The sequence below is a fragment of the Achromobacter sp. 01N37 genome, assembly GCF_056399725.1.
In genome coordinates, this window is record NZ_JBFTRX010000013.1 from 81,741 (window position 1) to 108,626 (window position 26,886).

Sequence of the window (26,886 nt, forward strand, 5' to 3'; positions counted from 1 at the left end):
CATCGTGATCACTTGAGTGATCCCTAGGAGACAACGTGTACACCAAGCATTTCCCCAAGACGATGAAGGCCCTGCTGCTGTCGGCGGCGCTGATGGGCGCGGCCGCAAGCGCGCAGGCCGACGACATCAAGATCGGCTTCAACAGCGATATGTCGGCTACCGGTTCGGCCGACTTCGGCATTTCGGCGCTGGCTGGCGCGCGCCAGGCAGCCGACGACCTTAACGCAGTCGGCGGCGTGCTGGGCAAAAAGGTCGTCATCGTCGAACGCGATGACGTGGGCGCTCCGCCCAAGGCGATTCAGAACACCAATGAGCTGGTCGACAACATCAAGGTCAACGCGATGTTGGGCGGCGTGAACTCCGGCAACATGCTGGCGTGGCTGCACATCGTGCAGCAGAAGAAGATTCCGACGATCTCGCCGGTGGCCACCGCCACCGACATCACGGGCCGCTACGCCAAGACGCCGCCGAACTACGTGTTCCGCGTGTCCATGCGCGACCGCGACCAGATCGCGCTGTTGGCCGCCTACGCGGCGCGCGCCAGCAAGTCGGGCAAGATCGCCATCATTGCCGACACCACCGGCTACGGCCAGCAAGGCGCGAAAGACGCGCTGGAAATCCTGGCGCTGCACAAGGTCACGCCGGTGGCGAACGAGAAGTTCGGTCCGAAAGATACCGACATGAGCTCGCAGCTGAACAAGATCAAGGCATCGGGCGCAGACACGCTGATCGTCTACGCGCTGGCGGATTCCAACGCGCACGTGATGCGCAGCCTGGAAAAGATCAACTACTTCCCGACGACGCTGGCCTCGTGGGCCAACCTGAGCTCGCCGTTCCTGCGCATTGCCGGCCCGGAACTGGCCGGCAAGATGATCTTCACGGCGTCGATTACCGAAGATTCGTCACCGCAATCCAAGGCCTTGTACGACACGCTGATGAAGCGCGATGGCCGCGTACCCACCTACGTGATGGCGGCGCAGGCCTATGACTCGGTCAAGCTGATTGCGGCCGCCATGGAGCAGGCCAAGTCCACCGACGGCGCGGCGGTGCAGGCCGCCTTGCAGCAATTGCAGCAGGCGCAAGGCGTGATCAAGAGCTATCAGCAGCCGTTCTCGGCGGACAACCACGAAGCCTTGTCGGTGAAGGACTTCCGCCTGGTGCGCTGGATCGACGGCAAGGTGGTGACGGTGGACGACGAGGTGACGCGCGCGATCAAGCCGGAAGACTTGAAGCTGTAACGCGAAGCGCTAACGCATAGCGGCAATCACGTCAGTCAGCAGGACATCAAGGATCTCTCCCGCGCGGCGCCACCGCTGCGCGGGAGTCGTCAAAAGGGGGCCTTCAGCATGCAAATACTACAAGCCATATTGAGTGGATTGGCCATGGGCAGCGTCTATGCCCTGGTCGCGTTCGGGTTCAGCATCACGTACACCACGACCAAGACGTTCAACTTCGGCCAGGGCGCGTTCCTGGCGCTTGCCAGCCTGATCGGCATCAGCGCGATTCTGCTGGTGACGCAGGGCAAGCTGATCGGCTTTCCCAACCCGGAAGACGTGACCTGGGGATCGTTCCTGTTCGCGCTGCTGGCCGCCATGCTCATCCTGGGCCTGCTGGGTTTCGTGCTGTACATCACGGCCATCAAGCACTTTGTGGGTGAGGCCGGCTTGTCGTGGGTGATGAGCACCATCGGCTTTGGCATCATCATCCAGAACCTGGCGCTGCTGATCTGGGGCCCCGCGCCGATCGCGGTGGCGTCGCCCTTGGGCGAAGGCATCATCACGATCTTCGGCACGGGCGTGCGTCCGCAGGAGATTTTGGTGTTCTGCACGACGCTTGTACTGATGATCGTGTTCGATTGGGCCTTGCACAAGACCAAGATGGGCAAGGCGGTGCGTGCGGTGGCGTTCAGCAAGTCCACCGCCAGCCTGATGGGCATCAACGCGAATGCGGTGGCGGTGGCGGTGTTTGTCATCAGCTCGGCGCTGGCGGCGATTGCCGGCGTGATGATCGCACCGATTGCCACGGCATCCGTGTTCGTGGGCACGCTGCTGTCGCTGAAAGCGTTTTCGGCCGCCATCCTGGGCGGGCTTGAGAACCCGCGCGGCTGCATCTTTGGCGGCTTCCTGATCGGGCTGCTGGAGTCGCTGATCGGCCTGTGGTATTCGAACCTGCGCGAGATCGCGGTGTTTGCGCTGATCATCGTCGTGCTGTATTTCCGCCCGGCGGGCATCCTCGGCCGCGTGCATGCGGAGAAGGTGTGAACATGTCCAAACTACTTATTCCGCTTGTCATCGCGGCGCTTGCCGTGGGGTTCGCCTATTCGGGGCTGAACGATTTTTATCTGCTGATCCTGTTCAACATCGGGGTCTATTACATTGCCGCCACTGGCTTCAATATTCTGGTCGGACAGACCGGCCAGAAGTCGCTGGGCCATGCCGGCCTGTTCGGCGTGGGCGCCTACACAGTGGCGCTGCTGACGGTGAACTACCAGGTCAACCCGTGGCTGGCGCTGTTATGTGCAGCGGGCGTGTCCGCGGTGTTCGGCGTGGCCATCGCCATTCCGGCATTGAAGGTGAAGGGGCCGAGCCTGGCCATGGTCACCATCGCGTTCGGCCTCTTGATTGAAAAGATCGTGTCCGAATGGACGGATGTGTTCAAGGGGCAGGAAGGCTTCTACGGCATCACCGGCCTGACGTTCAACGGCGCCACGCTGGATAGCCGCCAATGGGTGGTCGTGGTGGTGGGGCTGGGCTTGGCCTTGCATGCGATGACGTCGCTGTTGTTGAACGGGCGCTTTGGCCGTGGCTTTGCGGCCGTGCGCACGTCCGAGATCGCCGCTGAAAGCGTGGGCATCAGCGTCTACCGTTTCAAGATTCTGGCGTTTGCCATCAGCGCCATCACCTGCGGCATCGCCGGCGGTTTGGTGGCGCAGCAGAACCAGTACATCAACTCGGACTTCGTCAATTTCAATCTATCGGTGTTCTTCCTGGTGCTGGTGCTGTTTGGCGGCCGCACGCCGGTAGGCTCGTTCTTGGGCGCCGTCGTGTTGACGGTGCTGGACGCAATGCTTGCGCGTTGGCCTGAAGTGCAGCATTTCGCCTATGGCCTGATCCTGCTGTTTGCGTTGTACGCCATGCCGGAAGGCCTGGACGGCCTGTTGCGCCGGGTGTTGCCGCAACGCGGTCAGCGTGATGCGCTGGCGCGTAGCGCGGCGGCGGCCGAATGGACGCCCGAGCGTGCGGCTTCGTCGTCTGCGCAGCGGGGGGCTTCCGACTTCCTGGAAGTGAAGGACTTGTACAAAGCCTTCGGCGGCGTGATCCCGACCAACAAGGTGTCGTTCTCGCTGGCGCAAGGGTCTATTGTGTCGCTGATTGGCCCCAACGGTGCGGGCAAGACGACGACGCTTAATCTGTTGTCGGGTCTGGTTGCGCCGGACGCCGGCAGCATCCGCTTCAAGGGCAAGCAGATGGTGGGCCTGTCGCCCAACGAAATCGCGGCCTCGGGCATTGGCCGCACGTTCCAGAACCTGAAGCTGTTCGATGGGCTGACGGCGCTTGAGAACGTGATGGTGGGCTTTTACCGGGTGCAGAAATCAGGCTTCTTCTCGAACCTGTTGGGCCTGCCCGCAAGCTTGCTTGAAGAGCGCCGCATGCGCCGCGAAGCGTTTGCGATTCTGAAGTTCTTCGAGCTGGACCGCTATGCGGACGACGCGGCCAACAGCTTGCCGTACGGCTTGCAGCGCCGGCTGGAGATTGCCCGTGCGGTGGCCGCCATGCCGGACTTGCTGCTGCTGGATGAACCCGCCGCCGGCCTGAACCCGGCCGAGACCGACCAGCTGACCGACCTGATCGTGAAGTTGAAGAACATGGGCCTGACCATCCTGCTGATCGAGCATCACATGGACCTGGTCATGGCGATTTCGGACCATATCGTTGTGCTGGACTATGGCGTGAAGATCGCCTCCGGCCTGCCGAACCATATCCAGGAGAATCCGAAAGTGATCGAAGCCTACCTGGGCGCGCCCGCATAGGAGACACCACCATGAGCCGATTACTGGACATCAAGAACCTGGCGGTGAGCTACGGCGCCGTCAATGCTTTGAAGCAGGTGTCGCTGCATGTGGACACGAACGAAATCGTGACCATCATCGGTGGCAACGGCGCGGGCAAAAGCACGATGATGCGCGCGTTGTCGGGCATCGAAAAGTCGACTGGGTCCATCGCGTTTGCGGGGCAGGACCTGGGCGGCGTGAGCGCGCACAAGCGCGTGGGGCTGGGCATTGCACACGTGCCGGAAGGGCGCCAGGTGTTCCCCGACCAGACCGTGTTCGACAACCTGATGCTGGGCGCCTTTCTGCGCCGCGAAACGCCGGCGGAGTTGGCCGTTGAGATTGAAAGCTGCTTTGCAATGTTCCCGCGCCTGAAAGAGCGCCGGGATCAGTACGCTGGCACGTTGTCGGGCGGCGAGCAGCAGATGCTGGCCATTTGCCGCGCGCTGATGAGCAAGCCGCGCATCCTGATGCTGGACGAACCTTCCCTGGGGCTCGCGCCGTTGATCGTGGCCGAGATCTTCAAGATCATCAAGTCGCTGAAGGAACGCGGCATGACGATTTTGCTGGTCGAGCAGATGGCCAATCAGGCGCTGTCCATTTCAGACCGCGCCTATGTGCTGGAGGTGGGTTCCATCGTGATGGAAGGTACCGGCCAGGAATTGCTGGCCAGCGAGCGCGTGCGCGAGGCCTATCTGGGAAAACACAAGAGCTGACGAGGCAATCATGTCATCCAAACCTTTGAGCGGTATCCGTGTGCTGGAGTTGGGCCAGCTGATCGCCGGGCCGTTCGCCGCCAAGATGCTGGGCGAATTTGGCGCCGAGGTGATCAAGATCGAGCCGCCCGGCAAGGGCGACCCCCTGCGCAACTGGCGCCTGATCCACGACGGCACGTCCGTGTGGTGGCAAGTGCAGTCGCGCAACAAGAAGTCGGTAAGCCTGGACCTGCGCCAGCCCGAAGCGCAGGACCTGATCCGTGAACTGGTCAAGGACATCGACGTTGTTGTCGAGAACTTCAAGCCGGGCACGATGGAAGGCTGGGGCCTGGGCTGGGAAGACCTGCGCGCGATCAATCCGCGTCTGGTGATGCTGCGCGTGTCGGGTTACGGCCAGACCGGGCCCTATCGCGACCTGCCGGGCTTTGGCGCAATTGGTGAAGCCATGGGCGGCCTGCGCCACCTGAGCGGCGAGCCAGACCGCACGCCCGTGCGAGTCGGCATTTCGATTGGCGATTCGCTGTCGGCGCTGCATGGCGTGATTGGCATCCTGCTGGCGCTGCGGGCGCGTGATCAGAACGGCCAGGGCCAGATGATCGACGTGGCGCTGTACGAGTCCGTCTTCAACATGATGGAAAGCCTGCTGCCTGAGTATGCCGTGTTCAACGAGGTGCGCCAGCCCGCAGGCAGCAGCCTGCCGGGCATCGCACCCAGCAATGCCTACCGCTGCCAGGACAACAAGTACGTGCTGGTGGCCGGTAATGGCGACAGCATCTTCAAGCGCTTGATGGGCGTGATCGGCCGGCCGGATCTGGCGGAATCGCCGGAGCTTTCCAACAACGCGGGCCGCGTGAAGCACGTGGTGATGCTGGATGACGCCATCTCGCAATGGACGGGCCAGCATCCGCTGGACGTGGTGCTGGCGCGCTTGAATGAAGGGCAGATTCCCGCCGGCAAGATCTACGACGTGGCCGACATCGCGGCCGACCCGCACTACCAGGCGCGCGGCATGATCCTGGACGGCGCGCTGCCGGACGGCACGCCGATCAAGCTGCCGGGCATTGTGCCGAAGTTGTCCGAGACGCCGGGCGAAGTGCGCAGCGCCGCACCCGCGCTGGGCCAGGATACCGACGACGTGCTGGCCGGGTTGGGCGTAGACGAGGCAAAGCGCGCCGATTGGCGCGCACGCGGCATCATCTGATAAGGAAGGCCATGAACGAACCGAGCGCAAACCGCAAGAAGCTGTACATCCAGGACGTCGCGCCGCGGGACGGCTTTCAGAACGAAAAGCAGTTCATCGAGACGCAAGACAAAATCGACTTCATCAACGCGCTGTCGCAAAGCGGCTTTGCGAAGATCGAGGCCACGTCGTTCACGTCTCCAAAAGCGATTCCCGCGCTGCGCGATGCCGAAGTCGTGATGCACGAGATCGAGCGCAATCCGGATGTGATCTACACGGTGCTGGTGCCCAATGTGCGCGGTGCGCAGCGGGCGCTGGAGTGCAACGTGGACGAGGTCAATCTGGTGATGTCGGTCAGCGAAACGCACAACCGCGCCAACCTGCGCATGACGCGCGAGCAGTCGTTCGAACAATTGAGCGACGTAGTGAACGCGGTGCGCGGCAGCCGGGTGGCGATCAATGTGTCGTTGTCCACGGTGTTTGGCTGCCCGATGGAAGGCGACATCAACGCGTTCGACGTGCTGGAGCTGGTGGGGCGCTTTGCCGCGCTGGGCGTGGACGGCGTGACCTTGTGCGACACGACGGGCATGGCCTACCCCACGCAAGTCGGCAAGATCGGGCGCGAGGTGCGCAAGCTGTTCCCCGACCTGACAACCACCATGCACTTTCACAACACGCGCGGCATGGCGCTGGCCAATACGCTGGCGGCGCTGGAGGCGGGTATCGACCGCTTCGATGCGTCCTTGGGCGGCCTGGGCGGCTGCCCTTACGCGCCGGGCGCAAGCGGCAATGTGTGCACGGAAGAGCTTGTGCACATGCTGGAGCTGATGGGCTACGACACGGGCGTGGACCTGACGCGCATCCTGGGTATCGCGGCGACCTTGCCCGCATTGGTCGGGCACGACATTCCCAGCCAGATCCTCAAAGCCGGCCCTCGGCTGACCTTGCATCCGGCGCCTGGCGCCCCGGCGTAGCGCGAGGGGTAACGCAGGGCGCGCGGACCGCGCGGCGGTGTGCTAAGTTGCCGGGATGCCGCCCGGTACGGAGCCCCGCCATGCTGAAATTCGCCGCCAATCTGTCGATGATGTATCAGGAACACGCGTTCCTGGACCGCTATGCCGCCGCCGCCTCTGACGGCTATACCGGTGTGGAATGCATGTTTCCGTATGAGGAACCCGCCGCCTTCGTGCGTGAACGCATGGACGCGGCCGGCGTGTCGCAGGTGCTGTTCAACGCGCCGCCGGGCGTGGCAAGCCAAGGTGATCGCGGGCTGGCCGCATTGCCGGGACGGCAGTCGGAATTTCGCGCGGGCGTTGAGCAGGCGCTGGCTTACGCCACCACGCTGTCCTGCTCGAATGTGCACGTGATGGCGGGCATTGCGCCCGCTGATGCCTCGCGCCAGACCTTGCTGGATTGCTACTACGAGAATCTGGACTGGGCCGCGCGCCAGGCGCGGTCGGTGGGCGTCACCGTCCTGATCGAACCCATCAACACCCGCGACATCCCCGGATATTTCCTGAACCGCCAAGACGATGCGCATGCGATCGTGCAGGCGGTGAACGCGTCCAATCTGAAAGTGCAGATGGACCTTTATCATTGCCAGATCGTCGAGGGCGATGTCACCACCAAGCTGCGGGAATATTTGCCGACCGGCCGCGTCGGGCATTTGCAGATTGCGGGTGTGCCGCAGCGTCAGGAACCGGATCGCGGCGAACTTGATTACGGCTGGGTGTTCAGCGTGCTGCGCGAGCTGGAATACGCCGGTTGGATCGGCTGCGAATACCGGCCGGCCGGTTCCACCTCGGCCGGTTTGCGATGGCTGAACGCCGCGCGCGCCTGATGCGGTTCATCAAAAAATAAGTCCAGGAAATCTGACATGACCCGAAGTTTGTTGCCGCGCGTTGCGGCGCTTGCGTTGTCCCGTGCCTTGTCTCGCACCGTGTCTCGCGCCTTGATGGCCGTTGCGTTGACGGGCGCCGCCGCGGCCGCCTGCGCGGCGGAATATCCCGATCATCCCATCCGTTGGCTGGTGCCGTTCAGTGCGGGCGGCGGCAGCGATATCGCCACCCGCATCGTCGCCAAGCATGTGGGCGAATCGCTGGGGCAGCCGATCGTCGTTGAAAACCGCCCCGGTGCGGCCACCATCGTCGCGGCCCAAGAGACCGCGCGCGCCGCGCCCGATGGCTACACGCTGATGACGGCGGGCATGAGCACGCTGGCGCTGAACCCGTGGCTGTACAAGCAGCTGCCGTACGCCGCGGGCCGCGATTTCACGCCGGTCTCGACGCTGGTGTCCTTGCCGATCGTGCTGGTGACGTCCCCGGGTTCCGACCTGACCGATCTGCCCGCCGTCATGCACTATCTGCGCAGCGCGCAGCCGGGCAGTTATGCGTCGCTGGGCGTGGGCAGCCCGCATCATCTGGCGATGGAATTGTTCCTGGAATCCATTGGCGGCCGCGCCACCGCGATTCCGTACAAGGGCACGCCGCCCGCGTTGCAGGATGTGGCTTCGGGGGTGGTGCCGCTGATGATGGCCGACTTGGCCGCGGCGCGTCCGTTGATTCAGGCGGGCAAGCTGCGTGCGATTGCGGTGCCTGCCGCAAAGCGCTCCGCGCAGTTACCCGACGTGCCGACGTTCGCCGAAGCGGGCGGGCACACGTTTGAAGCTGCGGCGTGGCAAGCCGTCGTGGCGCCGGCCGGTACGCCCGCACCCATCGTCGACAAGCTCAGCCGCGCGATTGTTGCCGCGTTGAAGTCGCCCGATGTGGTCAAGCAGCTGACCCTGCAAGGCATGGAACCCACGGGCAGCACGCCACGGGAATTCGCGGCGTTCACGCGCGAGGAATACGAGCGCTGGGGCGCGGTGATCCGCCATAAGGGCATTTCGGCGGAGTAACGCCAGGCCTGGTTGGCAAGTGGCGCTGGCGCGATATCCAGACGCGCAACCCCGGCGCCTAGTCCGGCAGTCAAGCCAAGCCGTCAAACCCCGGCGCCTAGTCCGGCAGTTAAGGCAAGCCGTCAAACCCCGGCGCCTGGTCCAGCGATCAAGCCAAGCCGTCAGACCCCGGCGCTTAATCCCGCGCCGTCGCGCCTGCGCGTTTCTTCCCGCGTTGCGCCGACGCCGCGCGCTTTTTTCCACGCTGCGCCGTTGCCGCGCAACCGGCCGATGCAATGACGATGCCGCAGATGGCCAGCCATTGCGTCTGGCTCAGATGTTCGTTCAACACGATGACGCCGGCCAGCGCGCCCATCGCGGGTTCCATGCTGAGCAGCACGCCAAACGTTTTTTGCGGCAAGCGCCGCAACGCCACCATTTCCAGCGAGTACGGCAGCGCGCTGGACAGGATGCCCACGCCGATGCCGGCCAAAATCAGCTTCGGGTCCAGCAAGGCCATGCCCGCATGCGCCGCGCCGACGGGCAGCGCGACCATGGCGGCCGCCAGCAGGCCCAGCGATGTCGCCTGGCCGCCGTGCACATTGCCGGCCATCTTGCCAAAGATGATGTACAGCGCCCAACACACCGCCGCAGCCAAGGCATAGGCAATGCCGGTGGGGTCCAGGTCATGGACGGATTGGCCGGTGGGAATCAGCAGCACCAAGCCGGCCAGCGCACAGGCGATCCACAAGAAGTCGATCGCGCGCCGCGATAGCACCACCGCCAACGTCAGCGGCCCGGTGAATTCGATGGCGATGGCCACCCCCAGCGGCAGCGTTTGCAACGCCATATAGAAGAGCAGATTCATGCATGCCAGCGTCACCCCGTACAGCGCGATCTTGCCGGCGTTCTGACGGGTCAGCGGGAACCGCCACGGGCGCCAGAACGCAATCAGGATGATGGCGCCGATGACGATGCGATACGCCGTCGTGCCTTGCGCACCCACTTCGGGGAACAGCGACTTGGCAAACGACGTGCCGATGCACAAAGACGCCATCGCGCCGATCAGCGACAGCGTGGGGAGCAGGGTGGAGGCCGAGGCGTTTTGCCCGGAGTTCAAGGTGGCGGCGGTCATGGAAGCGGGGTGAAGCTCAAAACGTTGGGGCGGTGCAACGATCAAATGGGCGTTGCCCAGTGATCAGGGGATGGGGTTCGCGGCCGAGGAGTAAAGCACATACAGCGCCAGGCCGAGCATGATGGCGCCGAGCAGGCCCTGCTGCATCCGCAAAAACCACGGATTGCGCCCGACCCAACCCCGGATGCGCGACGCGCCGTAGGCAAAGCAACTGCCGTACGGCAGGCTCAGCACCTTCATGGTGACGCCCAGCACCAGCATCTGAATCCACACCGGCCCGTTGTCCGGCGTGGTGAACTGCGGCAGGAAGGCGATCATGAAGAGCAGCACCTTCGGGTTCAGCAGGTTCGTCATGAAGCCTTGCCAGAAGGCGTCGCGCGCATCGCCGGGGCGGGCCGACAACGACACGTCGGCCGACTGCGCGCAGCGAATGATGGCTTTCACGCCCAGGTAACCCAGGTACAGGCCGCCCGCCGCCTTGATGCCCACGAACAGCGTCGGAAAGGCTTGCAGCACCGACGCCAGCCCCAGCACCACGGCCGGCACCTGGATGAAACCGGCCGCCACGTTGCCGAGCACGCTGTGGAAAGCCGGGCGGAACCCTTGGGTCATGCCCCGCGACAGCGTCAGCGCCATGTCGGGGCCGGGCGTGAGTTTAAGCGCCGCGTCGGCGGCGAGGAAAAGCAGGAACAACTGGAGTGACGGCATTGCGGGATACGGCTGGAAATCCCGCAGCGCGGGGGGTGGGTTCCCAGTGTAAGCAAGCGGCTTGATGAATTCCTGCGTCCGGAGGGGGCGAAATGAAGTTTCCCGTCGAAATGGGGCCGGGTTGCGTCGCGGCCAGGATTAGAATCTGCCGGTGACCGCATTTGCCGGCGTTTCGCCGGAACTTTGCCCCCCATTTGGCTTCGCCTCTGGCCTGATTCCCCTGCGTTCCGAGACCCTCATGGAACTAGACGACTTCGACCTTCAGATCTTGCAAAGCCTGCAAGAAGACAACCAGCGCACCAGCCAGGACGTCGCCCAGCGCGTGAACCTGTCGCCGGTGTCGTGCCTGCGCCGCATGAAGCGGCTGCGTGAAGCCAAGGTGGTGACGGCCGACGTGTCGGTCGTGGACCCCGCCGCGGTGGGGCGCGGAATCATGATGGTGGTGCTGGTGTCGCTGGAGAGCGAGCGCGCCGACAAGCTGGACCTCTTCAAGCGCGCCATGCAGGGCGCGCCGGAAATCATGCAGTGCCTGTCGGTCACGGGCGAAGTCGATTTTGTGCTGACCCTGACCATGGCCGACATGGCGGAATACGAAGGCTTTGCGCAACGCCACTTCTGGGGCAACCCCAACGTCAAACGGTTTTCGACGCTGGTGGTGATGAACCGCGTGAAGAACGGGCTGACCGTTCCGGTGCCGGTTTAACCATTGCAGGGCTACGCGGTCTGGCATTCCCTGCGGGACGCATCGCGTTTGAGCGGATCGACGGCGTTGGCCTGACGAGGCCCCCGCCGATGTTTCGGCAGGGACAGGCCGCGCAGCCGCTACATCGGTTTCAGCCCCAGCGCCTGGATCATTTCCTGATACTTGGCCACCTGCGCCACGGCGTAGGCGTCGGCATCCTGCTGGCTCATCGGTTGCAGCAGCAAGCGCCCTTCGGCCTCCATGCGCGTGCGTAGCTCGGGCTGCTCCAGCGCATAACCGACGGCGCGGCGCAGGGTGTCGACTTCGGGCGCAGGCGTGTCCTGGCGCACGTAGTAGCCGCCCGCAATCGTGTAGACGAAATCGGGAATGGTCTTGCTGCGCGAGATGAGCGGCAACGTTGCCAACGGGGCGGGCAGGGTGTCGGAGAAGCTGGTCAGGATTTTCAGCTGCCCTTGCGCCGCCATGCCTTCCATGGCTTGCTGGTACGGCAGGACGGCGAAATCCACCTGGCGGCCGATCAGGTCTTGCAGCGCGGGCGCTGCGCCCCGATACGGCACGTGCAAAAATTCCGCGCCGACGCGGCGGCCCAGGTACTCGGTCATGATGTGGTACAGCGAGCCCACGCCCACGCTGCCGAAGGTCAGCGGCTTGGCGCCCGGGCGCTTGGCGTAGGCGATGAACGCGTCGACGTCGTCCACCGGCAGGTCGGCGCGCGCGAGCAGCACGATAGTGGCTTCGCTGATGGGTTGCGTCAGCCGGAAGTCTTCGGGCTTGTAATGCGCCGCCGCATTCAGGAAGGGGCTCAGGATGATTTCATTGGCGGAGCCATGCAGGAACGTGTAGCCGTCAGGCGCGCTGGTCAAGACGCGGCGCGCGCCCAGCATGCCCGCGCCGCCGCCCACGTTTTCCACCACCACTTGTTGCTTGAGCGCATGAGCGATGTGCACGCCGAACTGCCGCGCGGACGCGTCGCTGGCGCCACCGGCGGGATAGGGCACGATCAGGCTCAGCGGCTTCTTTGCGGGGTAGTCCGCGGCGTGCGCCAGCGACGCGGCGCTGAACGCGGAAATGCATAACACGCCTAGCGCGGCGGCCCGGGCGAGGAGGGGCGGTAGGGTCCAACGCATGCTGCTTCTCCCTTGTCATTGCTGTTGTGAAGCAGCCGGATATCGTGGCTGCTGCATGCAGTCTAGGCAGCGGCGTTTGCCCGCATCAATGACGCGGCGCAGGTTGGATCATTGTGAAAACCGCAACGATGGAAGCGCAAAACTCGTTCAAACCCGCCCTCAAACCCACCATCAACCTCACCATCAAACCCGCCCTCAAACCCGCCCTCAAACCCGCCATCACCCCCCCATCAACCCTGATCAGGCCCGCCGGGATTCCAGCGCGGGAAATGTCTTCAGGATATGGCGCAGCATGCTGGCCGTGGCCGGCGGCAGATGGCGGCCCGCCAGGCTGATCACATGCGTGCGGCTGTTGTTAAGAATGGGGTTGGCCAGCGGCAGCGACACCATCTGGCGAAACTGCGCGCCCTTCAATGGCATCGACAACGGGTTCACCACATAGCCCAATCCTTGGCTGGCGAATTCCCACAGGATCTTGAACGAGTTCGTCAGCAGCGCGGGCTTGAGCTTGACGTTTTCATCCAGCTCGGCGGCCTGGATGTGCTGGCGCACGCCGAACGATTCGTCCATCGCGGCCCAGCCGTAAGGCGCCAGGTCCGACAGGCGCAAGGCCCGGCGCGATCGCGCCAGCGGATGGTCTTTGTGTACATGCACGCGCATCGGCGCGGGGCGCGAATAATGCGAACGCAGCCGCACGTCGTTAGGGGGCTGGAACGCCAGGGCGATCTGCGCGCGTTCCTCGACGATGCACCGCACGGTTTCATTGGTGCCGGCCACGTGGATGCTGTAGGTGATGTCCGGGTGCTTGCGCACGAATGTCAGCAGCACGGGTTCCAGCAGCATGTCGACAAAGCCTTCGCCCAGCGCCAGCTCCACATGGCCGCGCGTGGCGCTTTTCAGGTTGTTGACCTCGGCCTGGAAGGACTCGTTCAGGTCTTGCTGGCGGCGCGCAAACAGCGCCACCAGCCGCCCCGCATCCGTGGGCACCACGCCGCGGCCACGGCGTTCCAAGAGCGTCAGCCCCGTGTCCGCCTCCAGGCGGGCGATGGCGCGGCTAATGGCGGAGGGGTCGGTGTTCAGCTGATCGGCGGCGGCGCGCAAGGTGCCGGTCTCGATCACTTGCAGCAGGCACAAGGTGCGCTTGAATTCCAGGACATCGTCCATGACGGGGTTCCTTGCCGTGGTCGTGGCGTGGGATTGAATCGTTGCAAAAACCGCATCGATAAGGCGTGATCATTGCTATCGGCTTTGTACCCGCGCCTGTCTATAGTCGATAGGCGTATTTCCCCCAAGCCCGCCCTACGGAGACACCGCCATGGCCATCGTCGAATCGCCCGTCAGCCCGGAATTGCTGCGCCTTATGCGCGAATGGCGCCGCGACCTGCACGCCCATCCCGAGACCGCCTTCTGTGAATTTCGCACCGCCGACGTAGTGGCGCGCGAGCTGGAACGGGCTGGCGCCACGGTGCATCGCGGCTTGGGACGCACGGGCGTGGTCGGCACGCTGACGCGCGGCGACGGGCCCGTCATTGGACTGCGCGCCGACATGGACGCACTCGACATGCAGGAATTGGGCGATGCGTCGCACCGCTCAACCATCCCCGGCAAGATGCACGGCTGCGGCCACGACGGCCATACCGCCATGCTGCTGGGCGCGGCCCGCCATCTGGCGGCCGACCCGGGGTGGCGCGGCACCTTGCACCTGATCTTCCAGCCCGCCGAAGAACACGCGGGCGGAGGGCTCGCCATGGTGCAGGACGGGCTGTTTGATCAGTTCCCGTGCGACGCCGTGTTCGCGCTGCATAACTCGCCCAATCTGCCCTTCGGCACGGTGTCCACGCGCGTGGGTACGGTGATGGCCAACTGCGACACCTATGAAATCAACGTCACCGGCAAGGGTTGCCACGCGGCCCAGCCCGAGCATGGCGTGGACCCCATCGTGGCGGCGGCGCAGCTTGTTTCGGCCATGCAGACCATCGTCAGCCGCAACGTAAAACCGACCGATTCGTTGGCGTTGAGCATGACGCAGATTCACGCCGGCGACACCTGGAACGTGGTGCCTAACAGCGTGATGTTGCGCGGCAGCTGCCGCACGTTGACCGCCGCCACGCGCGATCTGGCCGAGCGCCGCTTGCGTGAGGTGTGCGCGGGGGTGGCGTTGACGTCGGGCGCCGCGATCGACGTGCAGGTGTTTCGCGGCTATCCGGCATGCGTCAACACGGAAGCCGAGGTAGCGCTGGCCGCTCGCGCCGCCGCGCGCGTGGTGGGTGAAGACAAGGTGGATACGGCTTGCACGCCGCGCATGGGGTCGGAAGATTTCGCGTACATGCTGGAGCAGCGTCCGGGCGCTTACGTGTTCATTGGCGCGGCGCGTCCGGGGCAAGACAACCCGCCTGTGCATAACCCGTACTACGACTTCAACGACGATATCTTGCCGTTGGGCGCGCACTACTGGGTGGAGCTGGTGAAGGCGGCGATGCCGGTCTAACGCGCCGGGGTGTCGGACTCGGGTGCGTTGGACCCGGGCGCGCCGGTTCTGCGTCCGACGCCTAGCGCGGCGCTGGCTTCATCCGACACCGTGCGCAGATGCAGATCGCGCTGCGGAAATGCGATCTCGATGCCGGCCTGGCGCAGCGCGTCGTACATGCGCGCCATCAAGTCGCTACGGATGTTGATCCAATTGTCGAAGTCGTGGGTCCAGGCGCGAATGCTGAAGTCCAGCGTACTGGCGCCAAAGCCCATGAACAGCACCGTGGGCGCCGGTTCGGTGACGACGCCGGCCGTTTCCCGGGCCACGGCATCCAGCACGTCGATCGCCCGGTTGGGCTCGGTGCCGTAGGCCAGGCCGATACTGACTTCGATGCGGCGGCTGCGGTCCAGCAGCGTCCAGTTGGTCAGCTTTTCGGACAGCAGTGTGCCGTTGGGCACGATGACATCGGCGCCTTCGAACGTCTTGATCCGGGTGGCGCGCATGCCGATGTCGCGAACCTGTCCGGACGTACCGCTGATTTCCACCACGTCGCCAGGCTGTATCGGACGTTCGAACATCAGGATCAAGCCGGACACGAAGTTGTTCACGACGCCTTGCAGGCCGAAACCGATGCCCACGCCCAGCGCGCCGAACACGATGGTTAACTGGCTGGTCTCAAAGCCCGCTGCCGACAGCGCGATGCCCAGGCCCAGCAGCAGCACCAGGTAGTACGAAAGCGACGCGATGCTGTTGCCCACGCCGCGCGGCAGCGCCATGCGCGTGAGCACCTCGTCGCGCAGGATCAGGCGGATGGTGCGCGCGGCCCAGAATGCAATCACCACGGAAATCAGAAAGAGCAGCACGTTGCCCAGGCTGATGGACACTTCGCCCACGGTCAGGGTGTAGGACAGTATCTGGGTGGCGTATGCATAGGTGGCGCGCAGGATGCGGAAGCGGTCCATCGCGTAGACCGCCCAGCCGACGACGGCGGCGAATGTCAGCAGGCGGATCAGTAACTGCACCAGCGGCGGCGCATGTTCGCGCGCCAGCCGGAAACGCGATATGCCTTGGCGCGCCAACAACACTTGCACCAGGGTGATGATGACGGTGACGCCGGCGTAGAGCACCAACCCGAAGTAGCCGCAACCGATGACGGCGCTGGTCAGCATTTCCGCCAACGAGACATTGCCGAACAGGTTGGACGCCAGCGACACGCATAGCAACGCAACCGCGACCCAGGCAATGCCGCGCAGCATACCTGCCAGGCGGGTGGGAGCGGGCGACTGGGGTTGGCGCCGGCCGCGCCGCAGCAGCCACAGGATGGCGGCCAGCGACACCGCGGTCAGCGCCACGGTGGACAGGCGGTAGAACAAGGTGTTGGCCAAGAACAAAAAGCCCAGCCGCTCCGCCAGGAACAGGGCGGTGATGGCGTAGGGCCACAGGTCCAGTTGCCGGCGCGCAGAAGGCGGCAGCAATCGCAGCACCGGCGCCGCCGCCAGCACCAGCGCCACTTGCTGCACCATCAGCGGCGCATCGGGTTCCAACGCCAGCACGGCCAGCATCGACAGCAGCAGCCAGGTGGACAACGGGCGGCCCAGGACGCCCGCCGCGGTTTCACTCATGACGCCCGCGCGGATCGCGTCGCGGCTCTTCCGGGCCAGCCATAGCATCAGCACCAGCAGCGCGATCTGAATCACATGCAGCGCGCGTTGGTTGCCACTGCCCGACGCGCTGTATTCGCGCGCGAAGCGGGCTTCGATGTCGACGCCCGTGTGCAGCAAGGCCATGGTGTCTTCGCTTGTATCTTGCGTCTTGCCCAGATCCCAGAGCGGCGGTGAATCCACGCGCATCAGGCGCGCGTCGATGTCGTTGATGGCTTCGGCCACGGAACGCTGGCCCGCCTTGATGCGTTCTTCGACGGCGTTGGCGCGTTGTTCAAGGTCGGCCTGTCGCGACAGCGGGCCGGACAGCGCCTGCGCGGCGCCCGTCAACTGCGCCAGAACAGCATCCACGCGGTCGGCCAGCGCGGGCGGCAGACTGGCGGCGAAGGCTGAACTTTTGATGGCCTGCCAGGCATCGCGGCGGCGCAGCAGTTCGGCCGCATCGCTGGCGTACCAGGCGGTGGCCTGGCGCAGATCCGCCTGCCAGCGCGCCAGCCGGCGAGCGTCAAAGATCCAATGCCGCTCCAGGCTCTCGACCCGCATGATGGGCAGGGTGCGAAGTTGGGCCGGTTGAAATTCGTAGAGCTTTTCGTCGGCGGACTTGGCGATTGCTTCCAGTAGCGGGCCAAGCTTGGCCTCGGGGTCAGCGGTGGCGACGCGCTGCAACACGCCTTCGGCGTAGCGCGTGTCGCTGTCTGCGCGCAGCGGAATGTCGCCCATCTGAATGGCGGCGAGCGGCGGGGCGGTTGTGGGGGTGGGCGGGTCGGCCAGCGCGAGCCGTGCCTGGGCCAGGCTCAACAAGCCAAGGATCAATCCGAACAGGCAGGCGAAAATTCGTGCTCGGACGCGCATGGGGCGGCTCCGGGGGAATGCTGCGAAGCTGGGGGGCTACCCACTCTAGCGCATCACCAGTCCGCCGTCCACGAACAGGACTTGCCCGGTCATGAAGCTGCTCCAGCCGGATGCCAGGAACAGCACGGGGCCGGCCACGTCTTCCGGCTGGGCGATGCGGCGCAACGGCGTGGCGGCAATCAATTGTTCGCGGAAGGCTTCCTGCGTGCCGCCGCTGGCTTCGGTGGGGTACACCAGACCCGGCGCGACGCAGTTCACCCGGATGCCGAAGGGGCCCAGTTCCGCTGCCAGGTTGCGGCTGAACGCCACCAGCGCGGCCTTCGCGGTGGTGTAGTCGTGATACGGCACGACCGGATGTTCAACCAGGTTGCTGACGATGTTGACGATGCACCCTTGCGCGCGTTGCTTGAAATGCGGGAGCGCCGCGCGGCAGACGTTGAACGCCGCACCGACCGAGCCGTCGAATTGCGACTGGTACTGCTGCCATGACAGATCATCGAACGCCGTGCGCGTGCGCGGATCAAACGCATAATGGCGCAGGGCATTGTTGACGACGATATCCAGCCGGCCGGCGTCATGCACAATGCCGTCAACCAGGGCTTGCACGGCGTCCGCCGACCCCACGTCGGCCTGCACGGCCCAGGCGTCGCCGCCCGCGGCCACGCACTGCGCAACGACGGCGTTGGCGGCTTCGGTGTTGCTCAGGTAGTTGACGACGACGGTGGCGCCTTCCCGCGCAAAGCTGCGCGCGATCTCGGCGCCGATGCCCCGGCTCGCGCCGGTCACCAGCACCACCTTGCCTGCAAACTTCAGGGCGGCGGTCATGTCAGGCTCCGGGCAACAGGCTGGCGTCGACGACGGCGGCGACATCGATGGGGTGCTGAATCAAACCCAGCGCGCGGTAGGCGTCAGCGGCCTTCTGCAACAGGTCCAGATCAAACGCGCCCAGCGGCCGGCCGGCAGGCGATATTGACGCGGCATTGCGCAGCCGGATCACGTCCAGGTTGATGCTGCGGTCGGTGCCGTCGATGGCGCGTTTGCCGGCCAGCGTGGCGGCTTCTTCTGGCTGGGCGATCATCCACGCGGCGCTGTCGCGATACGCCTTGAGGAACGCGCGCAGCAGCGGCTGCTTTTGCTGATAGACCGATTCGCGCACCACGAACAGGTCGCTAGATACGTTGAGGGTGTCGCGCACTTCCATCACGTTGACCTCCCCCAGGCCACGGCGGCGGCCGACCAGCAGGCCGGTGTCGGTGGCGGCAGTGGCGTCGACCTGGCCCTGCAACAGCGGCGCAAAGTTCAGCACGCCGGTCACGACGATTTCAACGTCGGCTTCGGTCAGGCCGGCTTGATGCAGCATCACCAGCAGATTCTGGCGCGTGCCGCTTGCCAGGCTGTAGACGCCGATGCGTTTGCCTTTCAGGTCCGCTGGCCGCGTGATGTTCGCCGACTTCAGCGACACCACGTTGAAAACGTTCTGCGGATAGATGTCGTAGATGGCGCGCAGCTTCTCGCCCTTGTCCAGCGCCATGAAGAACGAGCCGGGGTCGGTGAAGGCCACGTCAGCCTGGCCGCTAAGAATATTGCGGATGGCGTCGCCGCCGCCCGCCCCAGGCAGGTAGACGAGATTCACGCCCTGCGCCTTGAAGAAGCCCTTGTCGGGCTCGACCAGCAGGTTCGTGATTTCGCTGATGGGCTTGCTCCAGCCGGCCAGCGTGACCGTGCCGGTGGCAGGGTCGGCTTGCTTGCTTTGGGCGCGCGCCGCCACGGGCACGAGCGACGTGGCGGCAAGGCCGGCGGCGGCCGTCAACAACGCGCGGCGGGTAGGGGACGGGAGCATGGGTAAGGTCCTGATAGGGGTCATGATTGATCTGCGTAGGGGCGCAGCAGGCGGCGTTCGAGCATCAGCGTGGCTTGGTAGCCCAGCAGGCCGATGGCGGCAATGGCGGTGAGCGCGGCGAACATCAGCGGCGTGTCCATCATGCCTTGCGCAGCGATGATGACGGCGCCCAGGCCGCGGCTGGCGCCAATGAATTCGCCGACGACGGCGCCCACCAGCGCCAGCACCAACGCCACGCGCAGGCCGGCCAGGATGCCGGGCAGGCCTGCGGGCAGCTTCAGCCGCAGCAAGGTCTGTGCGCGTGATGCGCCCAGCATGCGAAACAGTTGCAGCCGGTTGGGGTCCACCTGGCGCAAACTGGTAAGCGTGTTTTCCATCAACGGAAAGAAGCAGATCAGCGCGGTCATGACGATGGTGGGCGCCATGCCAAAGCCGAACCACAACACAAAAAGCGGCGCGAGGGCCAGCTTGGGAACCACCTGGCTGACGATGACGTAGGGCTTGAACACGCGGTCCAGCAAGGCGGATTCAGCCAGCGCCACCCCCATCGCCAGCCCGGCGGCGCTGCCCAGCGCCAGGCCCAGCAGCATCTCGGCCAGCGTCGCGCCGATGTGCGGCCAGAGGTAGCCGGTGGCAAGACTCGTCCACAGCGTCTTCGCAACGGCCGAGGGGGCGGGCAGCACCAGTGCCGAGATACCGGCCTGCCGCACGGTGACTTCCCATGCGCCCACCAGCAACACCAGCAGCGCCAACGACAGCAGGCGGGAGGAGATGGCGGGCTTCATGCGCGCGCTCCGTTCATGAATTCAAATACCTGCGCGCAATAGGCGTTGAACGCGGCGCCGTGGCGCATCGATTGCGTGCGCGGCGCGGCCAGGCCGATCGGCAGGTCGGCAGCCATGCGGCCCTGGTGCATGACGGCGACGCGGTCGCCCAGGTACACGGCTTCGCTGATGTCGTGCGTGACGAACAGCACGGTCGTCTTGCGCAGGCGGCACAGCCGCATCAAGTCGTCTTGCAGTTCGCCGCGCGTAATGGCGTCCAGCGCCGCGAAGGGCTCGTCGAGCAGCAGCAGCGCGGGTTCAAGAATCAGCGCGCGCGCCAGCGCCACGCGGCTTTGCTGGCCGCCAGACAGTTGGCGGGGATAGCGCTGTGCGTAGTCGGACAAGCCCAGCATCGCAAGCAGGGCATGCGCGCGTTCGATGTCTTCAGGCAGGGGCCGGCGTTGCAATGACACGGGCAGCAGCACGTTGTCGATGACGCGGCGCCATTCCAGCAACGTCGGCGCCTGAAACACATAGCCCAGTTGCGGGCCGGGCGTGGCGGGCGTGCCGTCCCACAGCTGGACGCGGCCCGACTGCGGGGCCAGCAGGCCCGCAGCCAGCTTGAGCAGTGTCGTCTTGCCGCAGCCGCTGCGCCCCACCAGGCAATGCACGCCACCGGCCTCCAGCCGCCAGTCGACGCCATCCACAATGGGCGGCCGGCCGGGGTAGGTGTACACCACCTGTTCAAGGTTCAGAAAAGGCATGGCCCGGTCCGCGCTCATGGCTCGTAGGGGGCGAACGGGTCGGCGGCGGTTTCGGCGGATTGTTCAATTTCCGTCATGCGCACGAGGTCCAGCAGATTGAAGCGGCCGTCGTGATGCCAGCCCGCTTCGGGCAGGCTCATCGAGCCGATGGCGCTAATGCGGGTGACGCCCGCTGCGCCCAGTTGCTCGGCCAGCCGGTACAGTTCTTCGGGCGTCGCCGCGACGCCCGCCGTTTGCAGATAGTCGTGATGGGTGGCCACGAGCGGCGCAACATCGTCCAGCGTGTCGATGCCCGCCACCACGATGCTGCGTTGCAGGGCGGTCGGCATCAGAGGCTGCGCCGCGTCGGCATACGCGACGCTCCACGCCGTGTCGGGGTCGCCGATCAGCGTGTTGGCGCCGTCCGCGGGCAGTTGCCATTCGATCGATTGCCGCCACTTCGCCACGGCAGCGGATTCTTCCAGGTCCATCGCGCGCCGGGGAAAGCGGCGTTGCAGATTCGACAGTTCGCCCGCCAGATAGCTGGCGAAATGGCGCGGCGACACCCGGCCGCCGCGCTGCACGTAAAACACATGCGGGGAATAACAACCCTGCTGGTCATAACGCATGACATCCCACGCCGCGCGGCGCGCCAGCGCAGGGGCTTTCTGTGCATCCAGCGCCATGGCGCTGACAACGCCAAAGCCCAGCTTGTGGCCGTGCGCCAGAAAGCGTGTCGTGACCGGCAGGCGGCGCTGGATGGCGTGCAGCGCGTCGTTGCCGCCATAGGCGACCACGGTATCGGCCTGTGCATACAGCGCCGACGCGTCGTCATCGCCCGCGCCACGCCACCAGACGACCGCCATGCAGTCAGCCAGCGGCGGGTGCACGTCGGCCAGCAAACGCGCGAACCAGCCGGCGAAGAGCGGCTCGGCGCTAGGCAGTTTTCCGATGTTGCCGGCCTTCACCAGCAGGCCGCAGATCAAGCTCCACAACGCGAGTACGGGCACGTTGCCGGCCCAGCTGTGCACCAGTAGTTGCGGGCCGTATGCGCGCACGGCGCCGCCTTTGATCGCAGGCTGGAAGCTGTCCAGCACCTTGGGGTTGGCGAAGTCTTCGGCCACAAAACGATGCAGCTGCGGGGCGCGGAATGTCTTGAGAAAACCGGTGAGCCCCAGACGAACCATGTCGGCGTCGTAGCCGGTCACGACCGGCAGCAGCGTATCGGCCTGGCGGCGCAGCGGGTCGTTCGGGTCGAGCAGGCGGCCGATGGCGCGGTCGATGATGGTGATGATTTCCGACACCGTCATCGTCTTCAGATGCTGCGCGCTGGCGCGTTTGACGCGCTGGGCAAGCGCTTGCATCTGCGCGGCCGTCAGCACCGGCACGGCGACGTCCACGCGTTGCCCGTCCTGCTCGAACGGCAGCGTATGCCATTGGACATCAGCCGAGGCGAGCCCCGGCAGGTATCCCGCCTCGACCCGTTGCACGTTCATGATCGCGCCGACTGAATGAACTCTTCGACCGCCAGCGAGCAGCCCTTGGCCTGCGCGCCTTCGGCCCGGCCCAGCAGCAGGAAGCCGCCCTCGGCGGGTTCGCCCACGTCTTCCGTCAGGATGGTGTTGACCGAATTGAAGTTGCCCAAGTCGCAATGCGCGAGGATGCCGCGTTCGCCCGCCGGCACGGTGCGGCCCGTGGCGGGGTCCACCAGCCGCGACCGAATCCAGTGCGGCCCCGATTTCACCGACGGCACGGCGGCGTTGCCGTTGTCGTAGAACTGCGTGCTGAGTTCGGTCATGCCGTACATGTTGATGCACAGCGAACGCGGCACGCCCAGCAGCGCAGAGAGCTCCGCATAGAACGTGTCCAGCGGCAGCTCGCGCGATTGGCCCTTGTAGCCGCCCGTATCCAGAATGCGGCTGCCCGGCGGCAGGCGGAACTTGCGGCCTTCGCGGCGCAAGGCGTCAATCACATGCACGAAGCTGAAGCTTGCGCCCAGCAGCGCATAAGGCTCGCCGCTGCGCTCGGCGTCTTCCAGCTGGCGCCACAAACCGTCAAGATCAATACCCTGCGGTGACATGAAATAGCGGCTGCCTTCGCTGCCAAAGGCGGATTTGGCCAGCGCCAGATAATGCGCCAGCGACGAATTCGGCATCGCCACTTCGTCTGGAAACAAGATGCCCATCGGCAGTTGCGCCGTGCCTTGCATGACGCGGGCCGCGAAGTTGCGCGTCATGGACAGGTCGTAGACGGCCAGATGCGGATGGAAGTGCCGCCCGCGCATGTCGGCGCGCGTCGTGCCGCTGGTCATGAACACGCGCTCGTCGGGCCGCGCGGGTTCACAGCGCAACTCCATCGCCTTGAACGCGTCGATCGGCACGGCCGGAATATCGCTCCACGTCTTCACATTGCGCACGGTTGCGCCACGGCGCTGGCAGAAGCTGCGGTAGGGCGCGCTGGCCCCATATTGATAGGCAAAAAGCCGCAGCGCGAGCTGATCAAACTGCTCGTCGGTGCAGCCGTCCTGGGCGATGAATTCGAGTAGTTCCGCGACCGGCGGTGCGACGTTGTTCATGGGCGTTCGATGATTCCTGTACAGGGAAGCTCCGAAGCCCGCCTGCGCAAGCGGCGCAAAGGCGCGGCAGGTCAAGGCGAATGCTCTTCTTACGCCGGCATGAACCGGGTCAAGTTCGCGGGTCTGATTCTCAGCACTGGCGTGCACCCCGGAGCAGAGGCAATGTTAACCCGCAATGGGGTGGAAGTTTCGGGCTTGCCGGCTATCGTGGCCGCCCAGCGTCAATCCACTTCTGCGTCATGCCTCTAGCCAGGTTATAGCGGGCGCAGTTGTATTGCTCGAGGTGGTCCAGTTCCGTGTTCGCGATGGCGCGCAATGCCTCAACGTCGGCAGGCTGGACTGAAACCTCCGGCAGCGCGTCCGCCAGCGTTCGGCGATAGAAGACGACGAACTGCATGATTTCATTGAGGCTCTGCCGATACCGGGCTCGAAGCGGGTCGGGGACGGATAGAGAGGCGCGCAGTACGCTGTATTTCCGAATGGATCGGCGATAGATGAATTCAAACAACTCTACCGCGGCGGCGACGTTGCGCTGTTCATAGACGCCCAGCATGGCCACGGCGTAGTCCGCGCGCTCTACATCCAGGAAAGACAGGGGCGCGCAGTTGTGCAGCAAGAGCGGCATGTTGGCGCTCAGGCGGCTTGTGCGCTTGTTGCCGTCCGCGAAGGGCTGTAGATAAGCCACGTGGACCCAAAGGAAGAATGCCGCTTCAACGGGGTTGTGAATGTGGCGGGCCTTGTCGACGATGTCATTCAGCGATTCTTCCAGGAACGTGGGAATGTTGCTCGGTGTGTAGACAGAGCCATCTATATTCACCAGACGTCGACGGAAGCTGCCGATGTCGCGTGAGTCCCGCAAGAGATCCCTCATCAACTTGGCCTGCAGGTCGACGATGACCGGCACAGTGATGCCCTCGGTAGGCACCGCGTCGACAAGGAACTCAATGGCGTTCTTGTGGTTCAGCAACATCAGGGCGTCTTCGTCGAGGGGGCCAGCTTGCTCGCCGAGCTCGAAGAGTTCCTTGGTGTCCAGCAAGCTTTTGTTGTTGCCCTCCAGGCGCGACGATGACCAGGACAAGTCGATAAGCAATTGCTCCAGCACCTCGCGGGCGTACGTTCCCGCCGGTTGCTGATCTTGGCTTCGGCCTGCGTTGTACAAGTCCGTGGCGAGTGTCGGTGGCAGCAGGCTGGACTGATTTGGAACGTAGTTAGCGACGAAGCTCCTTTCGTAGCCCACTGGAGTGCGGGTTCCCAAAGGTGCGCGTAGCGCTTGAACCAATGGCAAGGCTGCCGGTGACCAATGCAGGTGGCCAGTGAGCGGTGGCACGGTTGCGAGTGACGGCAACGCAGCCAGGGCAGACTGGCCCGCATCGGTGGCCACGTAGCGGGTGGCTCGGCCTGCGCCCAGTCTTTCCAGAAAGCCGGCGGCCACGAGGTCCCGCAAGGTCCGGTTGATGCTGGGCCGGGAGGCTTGAAGGATTTGCTCGAGTGCGCCAGGTTCTATGGGTCGTCTGGCGGCCAGAATCTGACGCAGCATGGCTTCATGCCGGAGTGACAGGCTGGCGAGGCTAGGTGGGGTCATCTGGGCGAGACTTGCCTATGGAGGGGGGGCTAATCTTGTCAGGGTGACAAGATTAAGGCTCAAATCTTATCACCTGACAAGATTTCGATAAGATTTCGATAAGATTAGGGCGTGGTGATAAGAAAGACGGCGCTAGAAAGCAGGGCAGCGCCAAACGCAAAAAGCCCCGCCAAGGCGGGGCTCAATGCTTGAATCTGTTGGTGGCCTGGGGCGGAATCGAACCACCGACACAAGGATTTTCAATCCTCTGCTCTACCGACTGAGCTACCAGGCCAACGAAGTCCGCAACTATACACAATTTTTTCTTCCTGTGCCAGCCAAGTAGAAAAAATCGCGACAATTTCTGGTTAAGGGGCCAGAGCCAAAGTGTTGGGTGAATGGCACGCCAGGGTGCGACGCAGGGTCGCGGACGGGGCGTGAATTGGCCTGGGGATAACCCGCAGGGGTATAATCTTCGACAGTTCGCTGTTACGTTTCCGGAAAATTCCCGGCCCGGGTTCCGCCCCGGTTGCTTAAGGTGGCCCTGACGTAACGCCTTGTTCTTAGTGGCAGTTCTTAACGCTAACTCATGTCGGTAGCTGTCCTTGCCTTCGGTCTGAATCACACGTCCGCGCCGGTTTCGGTTCGCGAACGCGTGTCTATGCCCGTCGATCTGGTCAAGCCCGCGCTGGAAGGTCTGCGTTCGGCATTCGGCGGTTCCGTCCGCGAAGCCGCCATCCTGTCCACCTGTAATCGCACCGAGATCTATTGCGCGGCTGACGGCCACGTTGCTGATCAACTGCCCGCCTGGCTGGCTGAACACAACCGCCTGGACGCCGGCACGCTGCGCCCGCACCTGTACCGCCATCATCAAGACGACGCCGTTCGTCACGCGTTCCGCGTGGCCAGCGGCCTGGATTCCATGGTGCTGGGCGAAACCCAGATCGTGGGCCAGATGAAAGACGCCGTGCGCGCCGCGGGCGAAGCCGGGTCGTTGGGCACCTTGCTGCATCAGATGTTCCAGCGCACGTTCTCGGTCGCCAAGGAAGTGCGGTCGCAAACCGCGATCGGCGCGCAGTCGGTGTCCATGGCCGCCGCCGCCGTCCGCTTGGCCGAACGCGTGTTCGGCAATCTGGACCAGGCCCGCACGCTCTTCATCGGCGCGGGCGAAATGATCGAACTTTGCGCCACGCACTTCGCCGCGCAACGTCCGCGCAGCATGGTCGTGGCCAACCGCACGGCCGAGCGCGCCGAAATTCTGGCCAACCGGTTTTCGGCCAGCACGATGAAACTGTCTGACCTGACAGACCGCCTGTCCGAGTTCGACGTCATCGTTTCCTGTACGGCAAGCTCCTTGCCCATCCTCGGTCTGGGGATGGTGGAAAGGGCCACGCGCCTGCGCCGTCACCGCCCGATGGTCATGATTGATCTGGCCGTGCCGCGCGACATCGAACCCGAAGTCGGCCGCCTGGACGACGTCTATCTGTATTCGGTGGATGATCTGGGCCGCCTGGTGCAGACCGGCACCGACGCGCGCCGCGCGGCCGTGGTGCAAGCCGAAGCCATCATCGAAACCCGCGTCCAGGGCTTCATGCACTGGATGCAATCCCGCGAAGTGGTGCCCGTCATCCGCGACCTGCATCAGGCCGCCGAAGACGTCCGCGCCGCCGAACTCGAACGTGCGCGCCGCATGCTGGCGCGTGGCGAATCGCCCGAAGCCGTGCTGGAACAACTGGCCCACGGCCTGACGCAAAAATATCTGCACGGCCCGCTGGCAGCGTTGAACCGCAGCGAAGGCGACGAGCGCAAGCAGCTGCTTGCGTGGATGCCGCGCCTGTTCCCCGGCCGCGACTCCCGCCGTTAGCGAATCTGTCCCACGTCCCGCCTCCTGGCGGGCGTTCGTCTTGTGGGCGCCCGCTATTCCTGTT

Annotated in this window: 23 protein-coding genes, 1 tRNA gene and 1 riboswitch; of the genes, 11 read left to right on the forward strand and 13 right to left on the reverse strand. The window is 64.7% G+C overall.

Annotated elements, in window-relative coordinates:
• Positions 1-35: 35 nt before the first annotated feature.
• The 8 genes from AC1DSJ_RS23330 (at position 36) to AC1DSJ_RS23365 (ending at position 8,840) form a co-directional block, all read left to right on the forward strand.
• Complete coding sequence (locus AC1DSJ_RS23330; protein WP_441372267.1) at positions 36-1,238, forward strand: ABC transporter substrate-binding protein; 1,203 nt, start codon at positions 36-38, stop codon at positions 1,236-1,238.
• Between the two features lie 108 nt (positions 1,239-1,346).
• Positions 1,347-2,261: a branched-chain amino acid ABC transporter permease gene (locus tag AC1DSJ_RS23335; RefSeq protein WP_082387238.1), complete on the forward strand. Its 915-nt coding sequence runs from the start codon at positions 1,347-1,349 to the stop codon at positions 2,259-2,261.
• Positions 2,258-4,030, forward strand: a complete 1,773-nt coding sequence (locus AC1DSJ_RS23340) for a branched-chain amino acid ABC transporter ATP-binding protein/permease (protein ID WP_441372268.1) — start codon at positions 2,258-2,260, stop codon at positions 4,028-4,030. The genes AC1DSJ_RS23335 and AC1DSJ_RS23340 overlap by 4 nt, the downstream gene beginning before the upstream one ends.
• A gap of 11 nt (positions 4,031-4,041) precedes the next feature.
• Positions 4,042-4,764: an ABC transporter ATP-binding protein gene (locus tag AC1DSJ_RS23345; protein ID WP_175171579.1), complete on the forward strand. Its 723-nt coding sequence runs from the start codon at positions 4,042-4,044 to the stop codon at positions 4,762-4,764.
• A gap of 10 nt (positions 4,765-4,774) precedes the next feature.
• Positions 4,775-5,965 carry a CaiB/BaiF CoA transferase family protein gene (locus tag AC1DSJ_RS23350; protein ID WP_054426992.1) on the forward strand — a complete coding sequence of 397 codons (1,191 nt, stop codon included), beginning with the start codon at positions 4,775-4,777 and terminating at the stop codon, positions 5,963-5,965.
• A gap of 11 nt (positions 5,966-5,976) precedes the next feature.
• A complete protein-coding gene (locus tag AC1DSJ_RS23355; protein ID WP_346552826.1) occupies positions 5,977-6,918 on the forward strand; it encodes a hydroxymethylglutaryl-CoA lyase in 942 nt (313 codons plus the stop codon).
• A gap of 80 nt (positions 6,919-6,998) precedes the next feature.
• Positions 6,999-7,784, forward strand: a complete 786-nt coding sequence (gene otnI, locus AC1DSJ_RS23360) for a 2-oxo-tetronate isomerase (RefSeq protein WP_054426994.1) — start codon at positions 6,999-7,001, stop codon at positions 7,782-7,784.
• A gap of 36 nt (positions 7,785-7,820) precedes the next feature.
• Positions 7,821-8,840 carry a Bug family tripartite tricarboxylate transporter substrate binding protein gene (locus AC1DSJ_RS23365; protein ID WP_054426995.1) on the forward strand — a complete coding sequence of 340 codons (1,020 nt, stop codon included), beginning with the start codon at positions 7,821-7,823 and terminating at the stop codon, positions 8,838-8,840.
• Positions 8,841-9,015: 175 nt separating this feature from the next.
• Here AC1DSJ_RS23365 and AC1DSJ_RS23370 read toward each other — a convergent pair whose 3' ends face one another.
• Both AC1DSJ_RS23370 and AC1DSJ_RS23375 read right to left on the reverse strand, forming a co-directional pair.
• Positions 9,016-9,954, reverse strand: a complete 939-nt coding sequence (locus tag AC1DSJ_RS23370) for an EamA family transporter (protein ID WP_054426996.1) — start codon at positions 9,952-9,954, stop codon at positions 9,016-9,018.
• 63 nt (positions 9,955-10,017) lie between these two features.
• On the reverse strand, positions 10,018-10,662 hold the full coding sequence (locus tag AC1DSJ_RS23375; protein ID WP_441372269.1) for a LysE family translocator: 645 nt from the start codon (positions 10,660-10,662) through the stop codon (positions 10,018-10,020).
• A 238-nt stretch (positions 10,663-10,900) separates the two neighbouring features.
• Between AC1DSJ_RS23375 and AC1DSJ_RS23380 the strand changes: the two genes are divergently transcribed.
• The gene (locus AC1DSJ_RS23380; RefSeq protein ID WP_441372270.1) at positions 10,901-11,365 is read left to right on the forward strand and encodes an Lrp/AsnC family transcriptional regulator; all 465 of its coding nucleotides are present in this window, start codon (positions 10,901-10,903) and stop codon (positions 11,363-11,365) included.
• Positions 11,366-11,484: 119 nt separating this feature from the next.
• Here AC1DSJ_RS23380 and AC1DSJ_RS23385 read toward each other — a convergent pair whose 3' ends face one another.
• Both AC1DSJ_RS23385 and AC1DSJ_RS23390 read right to left on the reverse strand, forming a co-directional pair.
• The gene (locus AC1DSJ_RS23385) at positions 11,485-12,492 is read right to left on the reverse strand and encodes a Bug family tripartite tricarboxylate transporter substrate binding protein (protein WP_441372271.1); all 1,008 of its coding nucleotides are present in this window, start codon (positions 12,490-12,492) and stop codon (positions 11,485-11,487) included.
• A gap of 240 nt (positions 12,493-12,732) precedes the next feature.
• Positions 12,733-13,656: a LysR family transcriptional regulator gene (locus AC1DSJ_RS23390; protein ID WP_054426999.1), complete on the reverse strand. Its 924-nt coding sequence runs from the start codon at positions 13,654-13,656 to the stop codon at positions 12,733-12,735.
• 151 nt (positions 13,657-13,807) lie between these two features.
• On the opposite strand from AC1DSJ_RS23390, the gene AC1DSJ_RS23395 reads away from it, so the two are divergent.
• Complete coding sequence (locus AC1DSJ_RS23395) at positions 13,808-14,980, forward strand: M20 aminoacylase family protein (RefSeq protein WP_441372272.1); 1,173 nt, start codon at positions 13,808-13,810, stop codon at positions 14,978-14,980.
• On the opposite strand, the gene AC1DSJ_RS23400 is transcribed toward AC1DSJ_RS23395, so the two are convergent.
• The 9 genes from AC1DSJ_RS23400 to AC1DSJ_RS23440 all read right to left on the reverse strand — a co-directional run bounded on the left by AC1DSJ_RS23400 (position 14,977) and on the right by AC1DSJ_RS23440 (position 25,253).
• Positions 14,977-17,475, reverse strand: coding sequence for a mechanosensitive ion channel family protein (locus AC1DSJ_RS23400; RefSeq protein WP_441372273.1), 2,499 nt, complete (start codon positions 17,473-17,475; stop codon positions 14,977-14,979). The two genes, AC1DSJ_RS23395 and AC1DSJ_RS23400, sit on opposite strands and share 4 nt — an antisense overlap.
• 45 nt (positions 17,476-17,520) lie before the next feature.
• A complete protein-coding gene (locus AC1DSJ_RS23405; protein ID WP_441372274.1) occupies positions 17,521-18,300 on the reverse strand; it encodes an SDR family oxidoreductase in 780 nt (259 codons plus the stop codon).
• 1 nt (position 18,301) lies between these two features.
• On the reverse strand, positions 18,302-19,315 hold the full coding sequence (locus AC1DSJ_RS23410; protein WP_342067057.1) for an ABC transporter substrate-binding protein: 1,014 nt from the start codon (positions 19,313-19,315) through the stop codon (positions 18,302-18,304).
• A gap of 20 nt (positions 19,316-19,335) precedes the next feature.
• Positions 19,336-20,100 carry an ABC transporter permease gene (locus AC1DSJ_RS23415; protein WP_441372275.1) on the reverse strand — a complete coding sequence of 255 codons (765 nt, stop codon included), beginning with the start codon at positions 20,098-20,100 and terminating at the stop codon, positions 19,336-19,338.
• Positions 20,097-20,843, reverse strand: a complete 747-nt coding sequence (locus AC1DSJ_RS23420) for an ABC transporter ATP-binding protein (RefSeq protein ID WP_175171571.1) — start codon at positions 20,841-20,843, stop codon at positions 20,097-20,099. The genes AC1DSJ_RS23415 and AC1DSJ_RS23420 overlap by 4 nt, the downstream gene beginning before the upstream one ends.
• 14 nt (positions 20,844-20,857) lie before the next feature.
• Positions 20,858-22,318: an acyl-CoA reductase gene (locus tag AC1DSJ_RS23425; protein WP_441372276.1), complete on the reverse strand. Its 1,461-nt coding sequence runs from the start codon at positions 22,316-22,318 to the stop codon at positions 20,858-20,860.
• The gene (locus tag AC1DSJ_RS23430; protein ID WP_175171569.1) at positions 22,315-23,397 is read right to left on the reverse strand and encodes a LuxE/PaaK family acyltransferase; all 1,083 of its coding nucleotides are present in this window, start codon (positions 23,395-23,397) and stop codon (positions 22,315-22,317) included. The genes AC1DSJ_RS23425 and AC1DSJ_RS23430 overlap by 4 nt, the downstream gene beginning before the upstream one ends.
• 69 nt (positions 23,398-23,466) lie before the next feature.
• A riboswitch (TPP riboswitch) is annotated at positions 23,467-23,558 on the reverse strand.
• Positions 23,559-23,599: 41 nt separating this feature from the next.
• Positions 23,600-24,934 (reverse strand): Fic family protein, encoded by a 1,335-nt coding sequence (locus tag AC1DSJ_RS23435; protein ID WP_441372277.1) that lies wholly within the window; start codon positions 24,932-24,934, stop codon positions 23,600-23,602.
• Positions 24,935-25,177: 243 nt separating this feature from the next.
• A tRNA-Phe gene (locus AC1DSJ_RS23440) sits at positions 25,178-25,253 on the reverse strand.
• 294 nt (positions 25,254-25,547) lie between these two features.
• Here AC1DSJ_RS23440 and hemA point away from each other — a divergent pair.
• Positions 25,548-26,822 (forward strand): glutamyl-tRNA reductase, encoded by a 1,275-nt coding sequence (gene hemA / locus AC1DSJ_RS23445; protein ID WP_342067054.1) that lies wholly within the window; start codon positions 25,548-25,550, stop codon positions 26,820-26,822.
• Positions 26,823-26,886 lie beyond the last annotated feature (64 nt).